Raw genomic sequence first — 16811 nt, 5'->3', positions numbered from 1 at the left:
TCTTTAATAAATAATTAATTGCTCAACATATCTCATTTGTCGGTGTGTTGAGCAAATTTGACCTCAATAAGAAATGGTAATGTCCGCTCCTCGCTCATAGCAGACATTTGCGTGAGCGTATCTACCGACGTTCAGGTTTCCTGATAGCATCCCTGTACAGACCTTGTTAATTTCTGCCTGGATAGCTCTTTAGGCGGTATTCAACCGGGCTGAGTCCGTTAAATCTAAGGCTAATTCGTCGGGGATTGTAGTATCGTATGTAATCCTCAATAGCTATCTTAAGTTCATCAATATCCTTAAATTTACTGGTGTAAAAACTTTCTGATTTTAAAGTGCCGAAAAAACATTCTGCACAGGCATTATCAAGGCAGTTGCCTTTGCGGGACATACTTTGGATGATGCCAAACTCTCGTAACTGATACTGGTACCATCAATGACGGTATTGCCAGCCCTGATCTGAATGAAGAACCGGATTGGTACCCGCATCAAGTCTGGCAAATGCCTTCATGAGTATGTCATCGATCATCGGCATGGTTGGACGTTCTGAAATACTGCAGGAGATCGCTTCGTTATTGAAGAGATCAATAATGGGCGCAGTGCACTTTTGATTTATATACCCTTCATACTTCAAGTTGCTTATGTGTTGGCTACGGATTACTCGGCCCCTCCATGGGCCTCGCCCTGACGGGCCGTCGCACGCGACGTTCAAATCTGCTCCCGGCAGATTTGTCGCTCACCCCAGTCACATAGTTATCTATGCTCCTGGGGACTCACTCCCTTGCCGCCTTTAAGCAACTCGAATTATTTTGGGTATAGTCAGGTGGGGCTTTTCTCTCTCTGCCTTTTGGTGAATACCTGAGACAAACAGTCTCAAGCACCCGCAGCTATTCTAACGCCAATATCCGTACCGCCAGCGTTAATGTATTCCTGAAATATTTTTTGCCAATCAATAGAAATAACCGCGTCTATGAGTTACAGAATTATTAGCGAATCGACTAGCACTCTTTACGTTATAAAAAAAACCTGCCCGAAAGCAGGTTTTTATTTATTTAACTGAACGCTTATTGCAGTAACGAAATATCCGCAACCTGCAGGAACAGTTCGCGTAGTTTCGACAACAGCGTCAGGCGGTTGATACGGATATCTTTCTCTTCCGCGTTAACCATGACATTTTCGAAGAATTCATCCACCGGCGCGCGCAGAGCAGCCAGCTCAATCAACGCTTCCTGATAACGACCATCGGCAAAGTACGGCTGAAGCTTATCACGCAGCACAACCAGATGTCTGGCCAACTCAATTTCCGCCGCTTCTTTCAGTACGGAGGCGTGGACGATATCGTTCAGCGGCTCAGTGGCTTTCGCCAGGATGTTGGAGACGCGCTTGTTCGCCGCCGCCAGCGCAGAGGCTTCTTCCAGGGTACGGAAGTGCGATACCGCTTTCATACGAGCATCGAAATCTGCCGGACGGGTCGGACGACGCGCCAGTACCGCCTGGATAGTGTCGACGGTGTAACCTTCATCCTGATACCAGGCGCGGAAGCGACCCAGCATAAAGTCGATCACATCATCGACTACGTTGGCGTTGGTCAGCTTGTCGCCATACAGACGCGCCGCTTCTTCGGTCAGCGTTTGCAGATCAAGGTTGAGGTTCTTCTCAACAATGATACGCAGCACGCCCAGCGCGGCACGACGCAGCGCAAACGGGTCTTTGTCGCCTTTCGGATGCTGGCCGATACCGAAGATACCCGCCAGAGTATCCATCTTATCGGCGATCGCCAACGCGCAGGCTACCGGGTTAGACGGCAGGTCATCACCGGCAAAGCGTGGCTGATACTGTTCGTTCAGCGCCACAGCGACATCTTCCGCTTCACCATCGTGACGCGCGTAGTGCATCCCCATCACACCCTGGGTGTCGGTGAACTCGAAGACCATGTTGGTCATCAGGTCGCACTTGGAGAGCAGGCCCGCACGAGTGGCATGGTTGACGTCAGCACCAATCTGACCGGCAATCCAGCCCGCCAGCGCCTGAATACGGTCGGTCTTGTCGCGCAGCGTGCCCAGTTGTTGCTGGAACAGCACGGTTTGCAGACGCGGCAGATGGTCTTCCAGACGTTTTTTACGGTCGGTATTGAAGAAGAATTCAGCATCTGCCAGACGCGGACGCACCACTTTCTCGTTACCGGAGATAATCTGGGTCGGATCTTTCGACTCGATGTTGGCGACGAAGATAAAGTTCGGCAGCAGCTTGCCCGCGTTGTCATAAACCGGGAAATACTTCTGGTCGCCCTTCATGGTGTACACCAGCGCTTCGGCAGGCACGGCGAGGAATTTCTCTTCGAATTTCGCCGTCAATACCACCGGCCATTCCACCAGCGAGGCCACTTCTTCCAGCAGGCTTTCGCTCAGGTCGGCATTACCGCCAATCTTACGTGCTGCTTCTTCAGCGTCCGCTTTGATTTTGGCTTTACGCGCTTCGTAATCGGCAATGACTTTACCGCGCTCCAGCAGAATTTGCGGGTACTGGTCAGCATTGTCGATAGTGAACTCAGGCTCACCCATAAAGCGATGGCCGCGAATGACGCGGTCAGACTGAATGCCCAGGATGGTCGCCGGAATCACTTTATCGCCCAGCAGCAGGGTCACGGTGTGCACCGGACGCACGAAGTGGACGTCAGACGCGCCCCAGCGCATCAGTTTCGGGATCGGTAGTTTCGCCAGCGAGGTGGCTACCATGTTCGGCACCAGCGCTTCGGTACTTTCGCCCTTCACGTGGGCGCGATACAGCAGCCATTCGCCTTTGTCGGTCTTCAGACGCTCGGCCTGATCAACGGTGATCCCGCAGCCGCGCGCCCAGCCTTCTGCCGCTTTGCTCGGTTTGCCTTCGGCGTCGAACGCCTGAGCAATCGCCGGACCACGTTTTTCGACTTCGCGATCGGGCTGAGATTCAGCAAGATTCGCCACTTTCAGCGCCAGACGGCGCGGGGCGGCAAACCATTCAACGTTATCGTGCGCGAGGCCGGCGTTATCCAGCTCCGCAGTGAAGTTCGCAGCAAAGGACTCAGCCAAACTGCGCAGTGCTTTTGGTGGCAGCTCTTCAGTGCCGATTTCCACCAGAAAAGTTTTCTCAGACATGGCCGCCTCTTACTTGTCTTTGTTGCACATCGGGAAGCCGAGGGCTTCACGGGAAGCATAATAAGCCTCTGCCACTGCTTTGGTCAGGGTGCGAATACGCAAAATGTAGCGCTGACGTTCGGTGACGGAGATAGCTTTACGCGCATCCAGCAGGTTGAAGCTATGGGCGGCTTTCAGAATACGCTCGTAGGCCGGCAGCGGCAGCGGGTTTTCCAGTGCCAGCAGCTGCTGGGCTTCTTTTTCATACTGCTCGAAGCAGGTGAATAAGAAATCCACATCGGCGTATTCAAAGTTATAGGTGGACTGCTCCACTTCGTTTTGATGGAACACGTCGCCGTAGGTAGTTTTACCCAGCGGGCCATCGCTCCAGACCAGGTCGTAAACGCTGTCCACGCCCTGGATATACATCGCCAGACGTTCCAGACCGTAGGTGATTTCACCGGTCACCGGCTTGCACTCCAGGCCGCCGACCTGCTGGAAGTAGGTGAACTGCGTCACTTCCATACCATTCAGCCACACTTCCCAGCCGAGTCCCCAGGCGCCCAGCGTCGGGTTCTCCCAGTTATCTTCCACGAAACGGATATCGTGAATGGTCGGGTCCATACCCAGCTCTTTCAGAGAACCGAGGTACAGCTCCTGAATGTTGTCCGGAGACGGCTTAATCACTACCTGGAACTGATAGTAGTGCTGTAAGCGGTTCGGGTTTTCGCCGTAGCGGCCATCGGTCGGACGACGAGAAGGCTGCACATAGGCAGTCGCCATCGGTTCCGGCCCCAGCGCACGCAGGCAGGTCATTGGATGAGAAGTTCCCGCGCCGACTTCCATGTCCAATGGTTGAACAATGGTACAGCCCTGGCGAGCCCAGTAATCCTGTAAGGTCAGGATCAAGCCCTGGAAGGTCCTGGTATCAAACTTTTGCATATTATTTCGTGCTGGATACGTGTGGATTTAAAGGAAGGAGCCAGTATACCCGCTGGATGCGAGATATACAGTATGAAACCGGTTTGTTTAGCGAAAATTGCCGGATTTCGCGGCATCACACCTCACCAGGCACGGCTTTTACCGCATAGAAAGATGTAAAAACTGCCCATCTGCATCAAAAGAGCAGACAAAACTCTCTTTACGGAAGGTATTACCCCGCATCTCATAGCTCCCCTGAAACTGTTCGAAGCCGGTAACAGCAATTTTCTGTGCGCCAGTGTTGTAACGCTGCGCCGCCTGAGCTTTACACAATGCTTCCATATCCAGCGTGCGTGTTGGGCTCACTTTACTCTGCTGGGCTTTTTGCGTCGGTGGCGGTGTCGCTGTGCATCCCACCAGAGCGATGGCTATCATCACAGTACAGAAATACTTCATTATCATTTTTATTACCGTCTGGTTTGCTGGTCAGTCTTATTATTAAGGTTTGTGGGTAACAGAAACATTGTGCGAATCTCCTTACGCCATCACAAGATGTAGCGTAGAAAGTCGGATTTTTCCAGTGAGCCACCGCGCTGGAACTCTATTGAAACGGAAGCTGAGGAACTGATGCAGCCTAAAATTAACTGGATTGATAACCTGCGAGGGATCGCCTGTTTAATGGTAGTGATGATCCATACTACAACGTGGTACATCACCAACGCCCACAGCGTCAGCCCGCTAAACTGGGATATTGCGAATGTCCTGAATTCGGCTTCGCGCGTTAGCGTTCCCCTGTTTTTTATGATTTCAGGCTATCTTTTTTTTGGCGAGCGCTGCGCGCAACCGCGGCATTTTTTACGTATCGCCCTATGCCTTATCTTTTACAGCGTTGTCGCCCTGGCTTACATTTCACTTTTTACTTCGATCAACGTCGAGCTTTCGCTAAAAAATGCGCTGCAAAAACCCGTGTTTTACCACCTGTGGTTTTTCTTTGCGATTACGGTGATCTACCTGGTATCGCCATTAATCCAGGTAAAAAACGTGAGCGGCAAAATGCTCCTGATGCTGATGGTGATCATTGGTATTATTGCTAACCCAAATACTGTGCCGCAAAAAATCGGCGGCGTTGAATGGTTGCCCATCAATCTGTATATCAGCGGCGACACGTTCTACTACATTCTCTACGGTATCCTGGGCCGCGCCATTGGAATGATGGAGACGCAAAAGCCATCGCTGACGCTTATCTGCACTGCCCTGTTCATCATCGCGGTATTTGTTATTTCTCGCGGCACATTGCATGAATTACGCTGGCGCGGAAATTTTGCCGATACCTGGTATCTGTATTGCGGTCCCATGGTGTTTATTTGCGCCGTCTCACTGTTCACGGTAGTTAAAAATAAGCTGAATGCGCGGACGTTACCTGGACTGGAGCTTATCTCCCGCCACTCGCTGGGTATTTATGGTTTCCACGCGCTGATTATCCATGCGCTACGTACTAATGGTCTGGAGTTAAAACGTTGGCCGCCGTTAGACATCGTGTGGGTTTTTGCCGCGACGGTGACAGGAAGCCTACTACTTTCCATGCTGTTACAGCGTATTGATAAACGGAAATGGGTTAGCTAAACGACAATGATGGCTCCGGCCATCATTCATCATCACTGTAGGAAGCGTAAAGATCGGTTCCATATATACTGACCCCCAGCGCCACCAGACACAGTATTTTCAGCGCGCCCGCCAGCGCCAGGTTAAATACGCCGACCGCGACCATGCCGATGCCAAGCAACAGCAAAGATTTGCAACGAGAAAGCAAGCGGTCATTCCCCGTGTGTTCCTGGCGAATTAAGACTGGAAAACCGTACATGACGATTGCCGCAAAAAAATATCCCTTTTCGCTTAATGTATGACAGCCTGGCCACAGTCCCACCAGGTATACCACTGCACCGACAACTAACATTCCCAGGCCGAACATCCGTTTCCTGCGTGCAACGTGATCGTCCATCTCACTCTCCTTGTGGTTGTGTGAGACACATTAAGCGAAGAAATAGCGATGAAAAAGGCGCCTGCTCAGCAATAATATAAAAATCAGAAAACACACATACTTACTTCGATATAATTCAATAGAATTAATATTTACGGGAAATGCCTTTCAGCCAAAACCGAAAGGCATTCTGACTTATGACATCAACGGCAACAGCTGCTGATAGAGTCGACGGAAGGTTTCACGACGTTGTTGATAAACCGCATGACGCTGCGCATCAGGATAATGCGCCTGCTCCAGCGGCAACTGCGGCAATACATCGGCGAGCGGAGTCTGTTTATTCACCGCAATTTGCGCCAGACGCGCCGCGCCCAGCGCTGGCCCCACATCGCCGCCAGTACGATAATCAAGCTGTAGCCCGCTAATATCAGATAGCATCTGACGCCAGTATTCGCTGCGCGCTCCGCCGCCGATAAGCGTCACGCTGGCGGGTTTGACGCCGCAGGCGTGAACCACATCCATGCCATCCGCCAGAGCATATCCCACGCCTTCCAGTACCGCCCGCGCCAGTTCCGCCGGGCCATGCTGATGGGTTAAACCAAAGAAAACGCCTTTTGCCTGCGGATTATTGTGCGGCGTGCGCTCGCCGGACAGGTACGGCAAAAACCAGATCGGATCGGTATGCTCATCCGCCAGCTGCGCGGCGGCAATCAGTGTCGGGACGTTCTTCTGCCCGGTGAGTTTAGCCGCCCAGTCCAGACAAGAGGCGGCGCTCAACATTACAGACATTAAATGCCAGCGTTCCGGCAGCGCATGGCAAAAACTGTGTACTGCGCTCTCCGGTTTACTCAGAAAGCCGTCGCTGACGGCAAAATAGACGCCCGATGTTCCAAGTGAGAGCATCGCCTGTCCGGCATCGATCATTCCTACGCCGACCGCGCCAGCCGCATTGTCGCCGCCGCCCGCCACCACAGGTACTGCTGGCATTCCCCATGCGCTGGCTACCTCTGGCAGCAACGTTCCGGTAATGTCACTACCTTCAAATAACGCTGGCATCTGCTGTCGGGTTAAATGACAGGCGTTGAGCATAACGTCGCTCCAGTCGCGCTTTTTCACGTCCAGCCACATCGTTCCCGCCGCATCCGACATATCGCTGGCAAAGACGCCCGTCATTCGCAGCCGCAGAAAATCTTTCGGCAGCAGAACTTTGTCTATCTGGCGGAAAATATCCGGTTCGTGGCGCTGCACCCAGACTAATTTGGGCGCGGTAAAACCGGGCATCATCAGATTACCGGTTATCGCACGCGACTGCGGCACCTGTTTTTCCAGCCAGGCGCACTCTTCGCTACAGCGTCCGTCATTCCATAAAATCGCTGGTCGCAGGACCTGCTGACGGCTATCAAGCAATGTCGCGCCATGCATTTGTCCGGCGATGCCCAACGCCCGGACGCCACTTAACGACTGTTGCCGACCTAAACCTTTAACCGCACGATCCGTCGCCTGCCACCACTGCTCTGGTTCCTGTTCCGACCATAAGGGATGCGGACGCGATACGGTCAGTTTTTCAGTATGCGTAGCCAGCACATCGCCCTGCTCATTCAACAGGATAGCTTTTACACCCGATGTACCAAGATCGATCCCGATATACATAGTGTGGGTTCCTTTACTGAAAGCGCCCGGCAGCGCTACGCTTACCGGGCTAATCACGACTACAGGCCGGGCTAACGCGGAGTCGCCCGGTAGATAGGGTTATTTATCAAACAGATAACGGTTAACCAGATTTTCTAACAGCTCCTGATGACCGCTTTGATGTACTGGCGCCAGATTATGCTGCTCCGCATACTGCGCCAGTTCGCCTAAGGAGAGTTGTCCTTTCAGAATCTGCTGCCCCAGCTCGCCATTCCAGCCGGCATAGCGCTTCGCCACGCGTTTATCCAGCTCGCCGTCTTCAACCATACGCGCGGCGATTTTCAGCGACAACGCCATCGTATCCATCGCGCCGATATGACCGTAGAACAGATCGTATTTATCGGTGCTCTGGCGACGAACTTTGGCGTCGAAGTTGAGACCGCCCGTCGTGAATCCGCCCGCTTTCAGGATTTCGTACATCACCAGCGCGTTCTCTTCAACGCTAATCGGGAACTGATCGGTATCCCAGCCCAGTTGCGCATCGCCGCGGTTGGCGTCAACGGAGCCAAAAATACCCAGCGCGATAGCGGTCGCGATTTCATGGTGGAACGAATGGCCCGCCAGCGTCGCGTGGTTCGCCTCAATGTTCACTTTGATCTCTTTTTCCAGGCCGAACTGTTTGAGGAAGCCATAGACCGTTGCAACGTCATAATCATACTGATGTTTTGTCGGTTCCTGCGGTTTCGGTTCAATCAGCAGCGTGCCCTGGAAGCCCATTTTATGTTTGTGCTCGACCACCATTTGCATAAAGCGGCCAATCTGTTCGCGTTCCTGGCGCAGATCGGTATTCAGCAACGTTTCATAACCTTCGCGCCCGCCCCACAGCACGTAATTTTCGCCGCCCAGTTTATGCGTGGCGTTCATTGCCGTAACCACTTGCGTCGCTGCCCAGCTAAAGACTTCCGGGTCCGGGTTAGTGGCGGCGCCTGCGCCATAGCGCGGGTTGGTAAAGCAGTTCGCCGTTCCCCACAGCAGTTTTACGCCGCTCTGCTCCTGTTTCGCCGCCAGCACATCCACCATCTGCGCGAAGTTGTTTTTATATTCTTTCAACGACGCGCCTTCCGGCGACACATCCACGTCATGGAAGCAATAAAAAGGCACATTCAGTTTGTGGAAAAATTCAAACGCCACGTCCGCTTTGCGTTTCGCCAGCTCCAGCGCTTCGCCCGGTTGCTGCCACGGACGATTAAACGCGCCTACACCAAACATATCCGCGCCGTTCCAGCAGAAGGTATGCCAGTAACAGGCCGCGAAACGCAGGTGATCTTCCATACGTTTACCTAAAACCAGCTCGTCGGGATTGTAATGACGAAATGCCAGCGGGTTAGTCGATTGAGGGCCTTCATAGCGAACACGATCGAGTTGGTCAAAATAAGCCTGCATAGTGAGCTCCATAATCAGATAAGACGGCAAGTAAACGACATAACGTCATACTGGAATTTCCTGATTTATTGCTCAATTACGTTATTTCACACCGCTATTAAGAGAATCCCCAAATGTGCTCTGGCTCTCAAAAAAACGCTGAAAACCACAGAAGAAAAAAGCGATCGCGATCGAATCCTGGCAAATAAACAAAAAACCGTAATATATAGATAAGAAATGACAATTGTCATCCGCCGTTTGCTGTGATGAATTTCGCATAACGTTTCAGGCGCAAAATAATTTGTCATCATTCGCCAGACCGTTATGTCAGCCGTTTTGATAGTATCCATGAGTCCAGGTTCACTTTTGCAGGATATATCCTCATGTTTGATAAACGTCACCGTATCACTCTGTTATTTAACGCGAATAAAGCCTATGACCGTCAGGTAGTGGAGGGGGTGGGTGAATATTTACAAGCCTCGCAATCCGAATGGGATATATTTATTGAGGAAGATTTCCGTGCCCGTATCGATAACATTAAAGAGTGGTTAGGCGACGGCGTTATTGCCGATTACGATGATGACGATATCGCGCAATTATTAGCCGATGTCGACGTACCCATTGTCGGGGTCGGCGGTTCTTACCATCTTGCTGAAAATTATCCCGCCGTTCATTACATCGCCACCGATAATCATGCGCTCGTTGAAAGCGCTTTCCTGCATTTAAAAGAAAAAGGCGTTAACCGCTTCGCGTTTTACGGTTTGCCCGACTCCAGCCGCAAACATTGGGCGGCGGAACGGGAATACGCCTTTCGCCAGCTGGTCGCCGAGGAAAAATACCGCGGCGTAGTCTATCAGGGGCTGGAAACCGCGCCGGAAAACTGGCAGCACGCGCAAAATCGCCTCGCCGACTGGCTTCAGACGCTGCCGCCGCAAACCGGCATCATTGCCGTAACGGATGCCCGCGCCCGTCACGTATTGCAGGCCTGTGAACACCTGCATATTCCGGTGCCGGAAAAACTTTGCGTTATCGGTATTGATAACGAAGAGTTAACCCGTTATCTGTCACGCGTGGCGCTTTCCTCCGTCGCGCAGGGGGCGCGGCAAATGGGTTATCAGGCGGCGAAGCTGCTGCACCGTTTGCTGGCGCGCGAAGAGATGCCTTTACAGCGCATTCTGGTGCCGCCGGTGCGCGTCATTGCGCGCCGCTCGACAGACTATCGCTCCCTGACCGATCCGGCGGTTATCCAGGCGATGCACTTTATTCGTAACCATGCCTGTAAGGGCATTAAAGTCGAGCAGGTGCTGGACGCGGTTGGGATTTCACGTTCAAACCTGGAAAAACGTTTTAAGGAAGAAGTTGGCGAGACGATACATGCGCTGATCCACGCCGAAAAGCTGGAAAAAGCGCGTAGTTTGTTGATTTCTACCACGTTGGCGATAAACGAAATTTCGCAAATGTGCGGCTACCCGTCGCTGCAATATTTCTATTCGGTGTTTAAAAAGGAGTACGTCACTACGCCTAAGGAGTATCGCGACCAGCATAGTGAAGCGTTGTTGTAGTTTATCCAGCCTACAGACGCCTTGTAAGCCGGATAGCGTAGCGCCATCCGGCACACAGAATTACATATGCGCGGCGATCAGACGCTGGTTGTCCTGGTACATCGCGAACAAGTAGTTGTTATAGCGCGACCCCTGGGTAGAGTAACCCTTCAGCTTATGAATCATCGCCGTGGCGGTGACTTCCTGATCCGCCTTACGCAGTTGGGCGCGCGACTTGCGGAAAGAGGAATAAGCCGGATGCGTGTTCAGGTTGGCGACATACGCGCTCACCGACTCCTCAACCGACGCGAATTGCGAGTAACCTTTCACCTTACCCGGCGTATTGGTACAACGCCCTTTCGTACACTTCATGCCGAACAGGTTGTTGTTGCTACGCGCCAGTTTAGAGGTTCCCCAGCCGCTTTCCGCCGCCGCCATCGTCGCCACCATGCTGGTTGGGATAATGTCGACGCGCTCCAGCAACGTATTCCACGGAATACGACGCGTGTTGCCGGACCAGCTCACTTTATAGCGCTTCGCGATATCTTTCATACGCGCGCGTTCAGACGGCGACCAGCGGTTCTGGTACTGTTTTGAGATCAGCCAATTACGGTCCGCGGTAATCGCGGCATTTTGGCTGGTGATGTAAGGCATAACGGTCCGGAGAAACGCTTTTTTTCTGGGGGTTCCGGAAGGGTATTTTCGCAAATCAGGAAGTGAACTGCTCTTTGCACTATTGCGAGAATACTCTTGTTTACTGCTAACCTGTTTATAACTTGTCTCAGTTATGTGGGACTTTTGACTCGTTTGTGTTGCGTGCGTCTTTGCCAGCACCTCACCCGAAAATGCGATGGTGAGTAACATAAGAATCATTGCCCCATATCGTCGCATGGGAGTCAATATCATTAGGTCTCCTGGTCGGATTGATACATTCCAACACCTTTTATTTTTCACGAAGTTAAGGTTTGAACCCCAAATTCTAGCAAAAATAGGCTTAAAAAGCACCTCAGGGAATAGTCTTAATCCGAAACTATGTCAACTATTAACGATAACAGGCAGCAATAATGCCAATAAAATGTGGTGCTTATCGCAAATAGAGGCGTTTTTTTGCGCCTCGTCGCTCACCCTCGCGCCTCCTCCTGCGCGACTCTCTGCTGAGGAGGAGTTCATTCGCCTAAAAACCAGGCAAGCTGATGAATATTGCCCACAAAGGATAGCGTGATGAAACTTGCCGCCTTCGCTCTGACGCTGATACCCGGTATCGCGATCGCCTCATCATGGACCTCGCCCGGTTTTCCGACGTTCTCGACGCAGGAAACCGGGCGCTTTACCAGCCATGCTGCATTAACAAAAGGTACACGCGCGTTAACGCTCCATATTGACCAGCAGTGCTGGCAGCCCTCCGGCGCCATAAAACTCAACCAAATGTTGTCGTTAAAACCTTGCGAAGGCGCGCCGCCGCAATGGCGTTTGTTTAAAGATGGCGACTATACGATAACGGTAGATACCCGCTCCGGTACGCCGACCCTGTTGTTATCGATAAAAACTGAACCTGAACGCACCGCGCAGCTCGCCCGTCAGTGTCCCGTCTGGGATGGTTCGCCGCTCACGCTGGATGTTCGCCAGACCTTTCCGGAAGGAAAGGTAGTGCGCGATTATTACAGTGGTCAAACCGATACCGTCCAAAACGGGCAAATCACGCTGCAACCTGCCGACAGCCACGGGCTTTTATTGCTGGAGCGCGCGGAAACCCATGCATCAGCGCCTTTTAACTGGCGCAACGCCACCGTTTATTTTGTGCTTACGGATCGCTTTCGCAATGGCGAGCCAACCAACGACCACAGCTATGGTCGCCATAAGGATGGTATGCAAGAGATTGGCACTTTCCACGGCGGCGATTTACGCGGGTTGACGAGTCAACTGGACTATCTACAGCAATTAGGCGTGAACGCCTTGTGGATAAGCTCGCCGTTTGAACAGATCCACGGCTGGGTCGGCGGCGGAGCAAAAGGCGATTTTCCTCATTACGCCTATCACGGCTATTACACTCAGGACTGGACGACGCTGGATGCCAATATGGGCAACGAAGCCGATCTCCGCGCGCTGGTCGACGGCGCGCACCAGCGCGGCATCCGTATTTTATTTGACGTAGTAATGAATCATGCCGGTTACGCTACGCTGGAGGATATGCAGGAGTATCAGTTTGGCACGCTCTATTTATCCGGCGCGGAACGGCAAAAAATTCTCGGCGATCGCTGGACAAACTGGCGACCCGCCGCCGGACAAAGCTGGCACAGCTTTAACGACTACATCAACTTCAGCGACAGCGCCGCCTGGGAAAAATGGTGGGGGAAAAAGTGGATTCGTACCGATATTGGCGACTACGACAGTCCGGGATTTGACGATTTAACCCTGTCGCTGGCCTTCCTGCCGGATATAAAAACGGAATCTGCCACGCCTTCCGGCCTACCCGCGTTCTATGCCAACAAACCCGATACTAAAGCAAAGTTCATTGAAGGCTATACGCCACGGGATTATCTGACTCACTGGTTAAGCCAGTGGGTGCATGATTACGGCATTGACGGGTTCCGGGTCGATACCGCCAAAAACGTTGAGCTTCCTGCCTGGCAACAGCTAAAAACCCAGGCCAGCGCGGCGTTACATGAATGGAAGCAGGCCAATCCGGACAAAGCGCTGGATGATAGTCCGTTCTGGATGACTGGCGAAGCGTGGGGCCACGGCGTCATGAAAAGTGATTATTATCGCTATGGTTTCGACGCGATGATCAATTTTGATTATCAGGAGCAGGCGGCGAAAGCGGTCGATTGCCTGGCGGAAATGGGGCCAGTCTGGCAGCAGATGGCGGATAAAATGCAGGATTTCAACGTATTAAGTTACCTCTCCTCGCATGATACGCGCCTTTTCCGTGAGGGCGGTGATAAGGCGGCGGAACTGCTGCTGCTTTCGCCGGGCGCGGTGCAGATCTTTTACGGCGATGAATCCGCTCGTCCCTTCGGCCCCACCGGCTCCGACCCGCTGCAAGGCACCCGTTCAGATATGAACTGGCAGGACGTGAGCGGAAAGTCAGCCGCAGCCGTCGCGCACTGGCAGCGTATTAGCCAGTTCCGCGCCAGACATCCCGCCATCGGCGCAGGCCAACAAACCACGTTGACGCTAAAACACGGGTACGGTTTTGTACGCCAGTACGGCGACGATACGGTGATGGTCGTCTGGGCGGGCCGCCGCTAATCGTGGCGCTACCGGTCTCCTCGCGTACCGGTAGCCCCTTCAAAATAAAAAACTAACCTGATAAAAATTTGTAGCATAAAACATCAACACTACCGCCTGACCCCCATTTGCGCCCCGCCATTTGTAGCGTTATGGTTATCCACTTTGACAGACAGTTCGATAGATCACCCGTTATGACATTTTCACTTTTCGGCGATAAATTTACCCGCCATTCAGGCATTACCCGCCTGATGGAGGATCTCAACGACGGCTTACGCACGCCAGGCGCCATCATGCTTGGCGGCGGTAACCCGGCACACATCCCTGCAATGCAGGATTATTTCCAGACGCTACTGACAGATATGGTAGAAAGCGGCAAAGCCGCTGATGCGCTTTGTAATTATGACGGTCCCCAGGGAAAAACGGCGCTACTGAATGCACTGGCCGTACTGCTACGTGAAACGCTGGGATGGGATATCGAACCACAGAATATTGCGCTGACAAATGGCAGTCAGAGCGCGTTTTTCTACTTATTTAATCTCTTCGCCGGACGTCGCGCCGACGGCAGTACGAAAAAGGTACTATTCCCGCTTGCGCCGGAATACATCGGCTATGCGGATTCCGGTCTGGAAGACGACCTCTTCGTTTCGGCGCGCCCGAATATTGAACTGCTGCCGGAAGGCCAGTTTAAGTATCACGTCGATTTTGAGCATCTGCACATCGGCGAAGAAACGGGGATGATTTGCGTCTCGCGCCCGACCAACCCAACCGGTAACGTTATCACCGACGAAGAGCTGATGAAGCTGGACAGACTGGCGAATCAGCACAACATCCCACTGGTGATTGATAACGCTTACGGCGTACCGTTTCCGGGCATTATCTTTAGCGAGGCGCGCCCGCTGTGGAACCCCAATATTATCCTATGCATGAGCCTCTCGAAGCTGGGGCTGCCCGGTTCCCGCTGCGGGATTATCATCGCCAATGATAAGACGATTTCCGCCATTGCCAACATGAACGGCATCATCAGCCTTGCGCCCGGCGGCATGGGTCCGGCGATGATGTGCGAAATGATTAAGCGTAACGATCTGCTGCGGCTGTCGGAAACGGTTATCAAACCTTTCTACTATCAGCGCGTTCAACAGACTATCGCGATCATTCGTCGCTATTTATCCGAAGAACGCTGCCTGATTCATAAACCGGAAGGCGCAATATTTTTGTGGCTGTGGTTTAAAGATCTGCCGATTACCACCGAGCTACTCTATCAACGCTTGAAAGCGCGCGGCGTGCTGATGGTGCCGGGCCACTATTTCTTTCCCGGGCTGGATAAACCCTGGCCGCACACACACCAGTGTATGCGGATGAACTACGTGCCTGAACCGGATAAAATCGAGGCGGGCGTAAAAATTCTGGCAGAAGAGATTGAACGCGCCTGGCGTGAAGGCTGACGGCTATTCCGGCCATCATGCAGGCCGGAACGACATTCAGAAAGGTTGAGAATAGAGGCGCTGGCGCTGCACGTGTGCTGCGTCAACGCACTGTAACGCACTGGTCGGGCAGGCTTCCACGCACGCCGGCCCCGCTTCCCGATGCCAGCAAAGATCGCATTTAATCGCCTGCGCGCCTGACGCGGACGCCACCACGGTCATCGCACCAAATGGGCAAGCCAGCATACAGCTTTTACAACCAATGCAGCGCGATGGCGTCACGAAGATATGCCCCCGATCACGGCGAATCGCCTGTACCGGGCAGACATTCGCGCACGGCGCGTCCTCACACTGATGGCAGACCGTGGCCGTGGTGAAGCTATCCTCTTTTATCACCCGGATACGCGGCACAAAGTCCGCCGTCGTCACCGCCGCGCTATTCTGCTGTTCCTGGTGCGACACTACGCAGGCGACCTCGCAGGTACGACACCCGATACACGCCGACGCATCCGCCATAATAAACCGGTTCATTGTTCTCCCCCTGCGTTAAAACGCCAGAATGCCAGAGAGCCATTCCCCGCCGCTTTGATCCCACTACGCAAACGGACAAATTTTGTCAGATGCCTGATAAAACCTGGCGAGCTGTCTTATTCGCGAACGGTAAATCCCAGCTCATTAGAGATAGCCTGTGCGGTTTCACGCAACGGTTTGAGCAGATTTTTCTCGCCGATCTGTTTTAGCCGTGACGTCGACAGTGAAATAGAAATGGCGTAAGGCACTCGATGGTGAATATCAAACACAGGCACAGCAATACAGGAGACGCCCAGTTCATTTTCTTCGCGGTCCATCGCCATGCTGGTTTCACGAATTTGCGCCAGCTCATCGTACATTGCTGGTAAATCGGTAATGGTGTTGCGAGTCAGCGGCTGGATCTGATCTTTATGGCTTTCCCAGTAAGACGCCACATAATCCGGCTGACCAAACGCCATATAAATTTTCCCCATCGCCGAGCAGTACAGCGGCATATGCTGGCCAATGTAGGCACGCGTGCGCAGCATACCGGTGGTCGGTTCCAGCTTATAAATCAGGATAGCGTGATCATCTTCACGGCTGGAAAAATTCACCGTCTCGCCGGTGGCCAGGTTGAGCGCCTCAAGGTGCGGTGCCGCAACGTGGATGATATTCAGCGATGACAGGGCTTTTTGGCCGACGGCAATAAACTTTGTCGTCAGACGGTAGCTTCCGGCCGCCGGCGCTGGCGTCACGTATCCGCAGGATTGAAGCCCCTGCAACAAACGATGGACGGTACTCTTGTTCAACCCCGCCAGCTCCGACAGGTGCGCCAGTGGGCAACCGTTCGGGTAGTTACTCAAAATTTCTATCAACATCAGGCCACGAAACAGGCTCTGACTCCCCGCAGGCTTCTCTTTATCGTTGTTCTGGCTCATCAGAAAACTCTCTCCTTTCTTGGGCGATCAGATGGTAGCTCAAAGTGTGTTGCAGTTCACGATATCAGCATAAAAAACATAACCCAATGATTTTAATCGTTTTTAAAAAC

13 protein-coding genes and 1 pseudogene are annotated in these 16811 nt (G+C 52.8%); 4 read left to right on the top strand and 10 right to left on the bottom strand.

The genetic code is table 11. The features are described from left to right. Positions 1-166 precede the first annotated feature (166 nt). The 4 genes and pseudogenes from NBA72_RS08775 to NBA72_RS08760 all read right to left on the bottom strand — a co-directional run. Positions 167-595 (bottom strand): annotated as a pseudogene (locus NBA72_RS08775) (transposase); the annotation flags it as partial. A 466-nt stretch (positions 596-1061) separates the two neighbouring features. Then, positions 1062-3131: a glycine--tRNA ligase subunit beta gene (gene glyS / locus NBA72_RS08770; RefSeq protein WP_042948517.1), complete on the bottom strand. Its 2070-nt coding sequence runs from the start codon at positions 3129-3131 to the stop codon at positions 1062-1064. 9 nt (positions 3132-3140) lie between these two features. After that, entirely contained in the window at positions 3141-4052 is a 912-nt protein-coding gene (gene glyQ / locus NBA72_RS08765; RefSeq protein ID WP_001168551.1) for a glycine--tRNA ligase subunit alpha, read from the bottom strand. 138 nt (positions 4053-4190) lie between these two features. Further along, the gene (locus NBA72_RS08760; protein ID WP_000605592.1) at positions 4191-4493 is read right to left on the bottom strand and encodes a YsaB family lipoprotein; all 303 of its coding nucleotides are present in this window, start codon (positions 4491-4493) and stop codon (positions 4191-4193) included. 165 nt (positions 4494-4658) lie between these two features. Here NBA72_RS08760 and NBA72_RS08755 point away from each other — a divergent pair, with 165 nt between their 5' ends. After that, a complete protein-coding gene (locus NBA72_RS08755; RefSeq protein ID WP_042948518.1) occupies positions 4659-5654 on the top strand; it encodes an acyltransferase in 996 nt (331 codons plus the stop codon). Positions 5655-5676: 22 nt separating this feature from the next. On the opposite strand, the gene NBA72_RS08750 is transcribed toward NBA72_RS08755, so the two are convergent. The 3 genes from NBA72_RS08750 to xylA all read right to left on the bottom strand — a co-directional run bounded on the left by NBA72_RS08750 (position 5677) and on the right by xylA (position 9081). Then, on the bottom strand, positions 5677-6030 hold the full coding sequence (locus NBA72_RS08750; protein WP_439004990.1) for a YiaA/YiaB family inner membrane protein: 354 nt from the start codon (positions 6028-6030) through the stop codon (positions 5677-5679). A 174-nt stretch (positions 6031-6204) separates the two neighbouring features. Next, complete coding sequence (gene xylB, locus NBA72_RS08745) at positions 6205-7659, bottom strand: xylulokinase (protein WP_000275322.1); 1455 nt, start codon at positions 7657-7659, stop codon at positions 6205-6207. Between the two features lie 99 nt (positions 7660-7758). Then, complete coding sequence (gene xylA / locus NBA72_RS08740; RefSeq protein ID WP_001149561.1) at positions 7759-9081, bottom strand: xylose isomerase; 1323 nt, start codon at positions 9079-9081, stop codon at positions 7759-7761. Between the two features lie 362 nt (positions 9082-9443). Between xylA and xylR the strand changes: the two genes are divergently transcribed. Beyond that, positions 9444-10622, top strand: coding sequence for a D-xylose utilization transcriptional activator XylR (gene xylR / locus NBA72_RS08735; protein WP_000459824.1), 1179 nt, complete (start codon positions 9444-9446; stop codon positions 10620-10622). A gap of 60 nt (positions 10623-10682) precedes the next feature. On the opposite strand, the gene NBA72_RS08730 is transcribed toward xylR, so the two are convergent. Further along, complete coding sequence (locus NBA72_RS08730) at positions 10683-11507, bottom strand: protein bax (protein WP_001575119.1); 825 nt, start codon at positions 11505-11507, stop codon at positions 10683-10685. A 315-nt stretch (positions 11508-11822) separates the two neighbouring features. Between NBA72_RS08730 and NBA72_RS08725 the strand changes: the two genes are divergently transcribed. Together NBA72_RS08725 and avtA are read left to right on the top strand one after the other, a co-directional pair. After that, positions 11823-13850 (top strand): alpha-amylase, encoded by a 2028-nt coding sequence (locus tag NBA72_RS08725; RefSeq protein ID WP_042948519.1) that lies wholly within the window; start codon positions 11823-11825, stop codon positions 13848-13850. Positions 13851-14023: 173 nt separating this feature from the next. Continuing rightward, on the top strand, positions 14024-15274 hold the full coding sequence (gene avtA, locus NBA72_RS08720; protein ID WP_000144379.1) for a valine--pyruvate transaminase: 1251 nt from the start codon (positions 14024-14026) through the stop codon (positions 15272-15274). A 36-nt stretch (positions 15275-15310) separates the two neighbouring features. Here avtA and NBA72_RS08715 read toward each other — a convergent pair whose 3' ends face one another. After that, positions 15311-15784 carry a 4Fe-4S dicluster domain-containing protein gene (locus NBA72_RS08715; protein WP_001078817.1) on the bottom strand — a complete coding sequence of 158 codons (474 nt, stop codon included), beginning with the start codon at positions 15782-15784 and terminating at the stop codon, positions 15311-15313. Between the two features lie 116 nt (positions 15785-15900). After that, positions 15901-16701 carry an IclR family transcriptional regulator YiaJ gene (yiaJ, locus tag NBA72_RS08710; protein ID WP_000081338.1) on the bottom strand — a complete coding sequence of 267 codons (801 nt, stop codon included), beginning with the start codon at positions 16699-16701 and terminating at the stop codon, positions 15901-15903. Positions 16702-16811: the final 110 nt, after the last annotated feature.

It is taken from the genome of Salmonella sp. NW1250 (genome assembly GCF_051812965.1).
GTDB classification, from domain to species: Bacteria; Pseudomonadota; Gammaproteobacteria; order Enterobacterales; family Enterobacteriaceae; genus Salmonella; species Salmonella enterica.
This window is presented reverse-complemented; position numbering and strand designations above follow the sequence as displayed.

What these genes read in the sequence shown, in the direction of transcription:
- glyS (WP_042948517.1), bottom strand. Translation starts at nt 3,131, where the DNA reads ATGTCTGAGAAAACTTTTCTGGTGGAAATCGGCACTGAAGAGCTGCCA.
- glyQ (WP_001168551.1), bottom strand. Translation starts at nt 4,052, where the DNA reads ATGCAAAAGTTTGATACCAGGACCTTCCAGGGCTTGATCCTGACCTTA.
- NBA72_RS08760 (WP_000605592.1), bottom strand. Translation starts at nt 4,493, where the DNA reads ATGATAATGAAGTATTTCTGTACTGTGATGATAGCCATCGCTCTGGTG.
- NBA72_RS08755 (WP_042948518.1), top strand. Translation starts at nt 4,659, where the DNA reads ATGCAGCCTAAAATTAACTGGATTGATAACCTGCGAGGGATCGCCTGT.
- NBA72_RS08750 (WP_439004990.1), bottom strand. Translation starts at nt 6,030, where the DNA reads ATGGACGATCACGTTGCACGCAGGAAACGGATGTTCGGCCTGGGAATG.
- xylB (WP_000275322.1), bottom strand. Translation starts at nt 7,659, where the DNA reads ATGTATATCGGGATCGATCTTGGTACATCGGGTGTAAAAGCTATCCTG.
- xylA (WP_001149561.1), bottom strand. Translation starts at nt 9,081, where the DNA reads ATGCAGGCTTATTTTGACCAACTCGATCGTGTTCGCTATGAAGGCCCT.
- xylR (WP_000459824.1), top strand. Translation starts at nt 9,444, where the DNA reads ATGTTTGATAAACGTCACCGTATCACTCTGTTATTTAACGCGAATAAA.
- NBA72_RS08730 (WP_001575119.1), bottom strand. Translation starts at nt 11,507, where the DNA reads ATGATATTGACTCCCATGCGACGATATGGGGCAATGATTCTTATGTTA.
- NBA72_RS08725 (WP_042948519.1), top strand. Translation starts at nt 11,823, where the DNA reads ATGAAACTTGCCGCCTTCGCTCTGACGCTGATACCCGGTATCGCGATC.
- avtA (WP_000144379.1), top strand. Translation starts at nt 14,024, where the DNA reads ATGACATTTTCACTTTTCGGCGATAAATTTACCCGCCATTCAGGCATT.
- NBA72_RS08715 (WP_001078817.1), bottom strand. Translation starts at nt 15,784, where the DNA reads ATGAACCGGTTTATTATGGCGGATGCGTCGGCGTGTATCGGGTGTCGT.
- yiaJ (WP_000081338.1), bottom strand. Translation starts at nt 16,701, where the DNA reads ATGAGCCAGAACAACGATAAAGAGAAGCCTGCGGGGAGTCAGAGCCTG.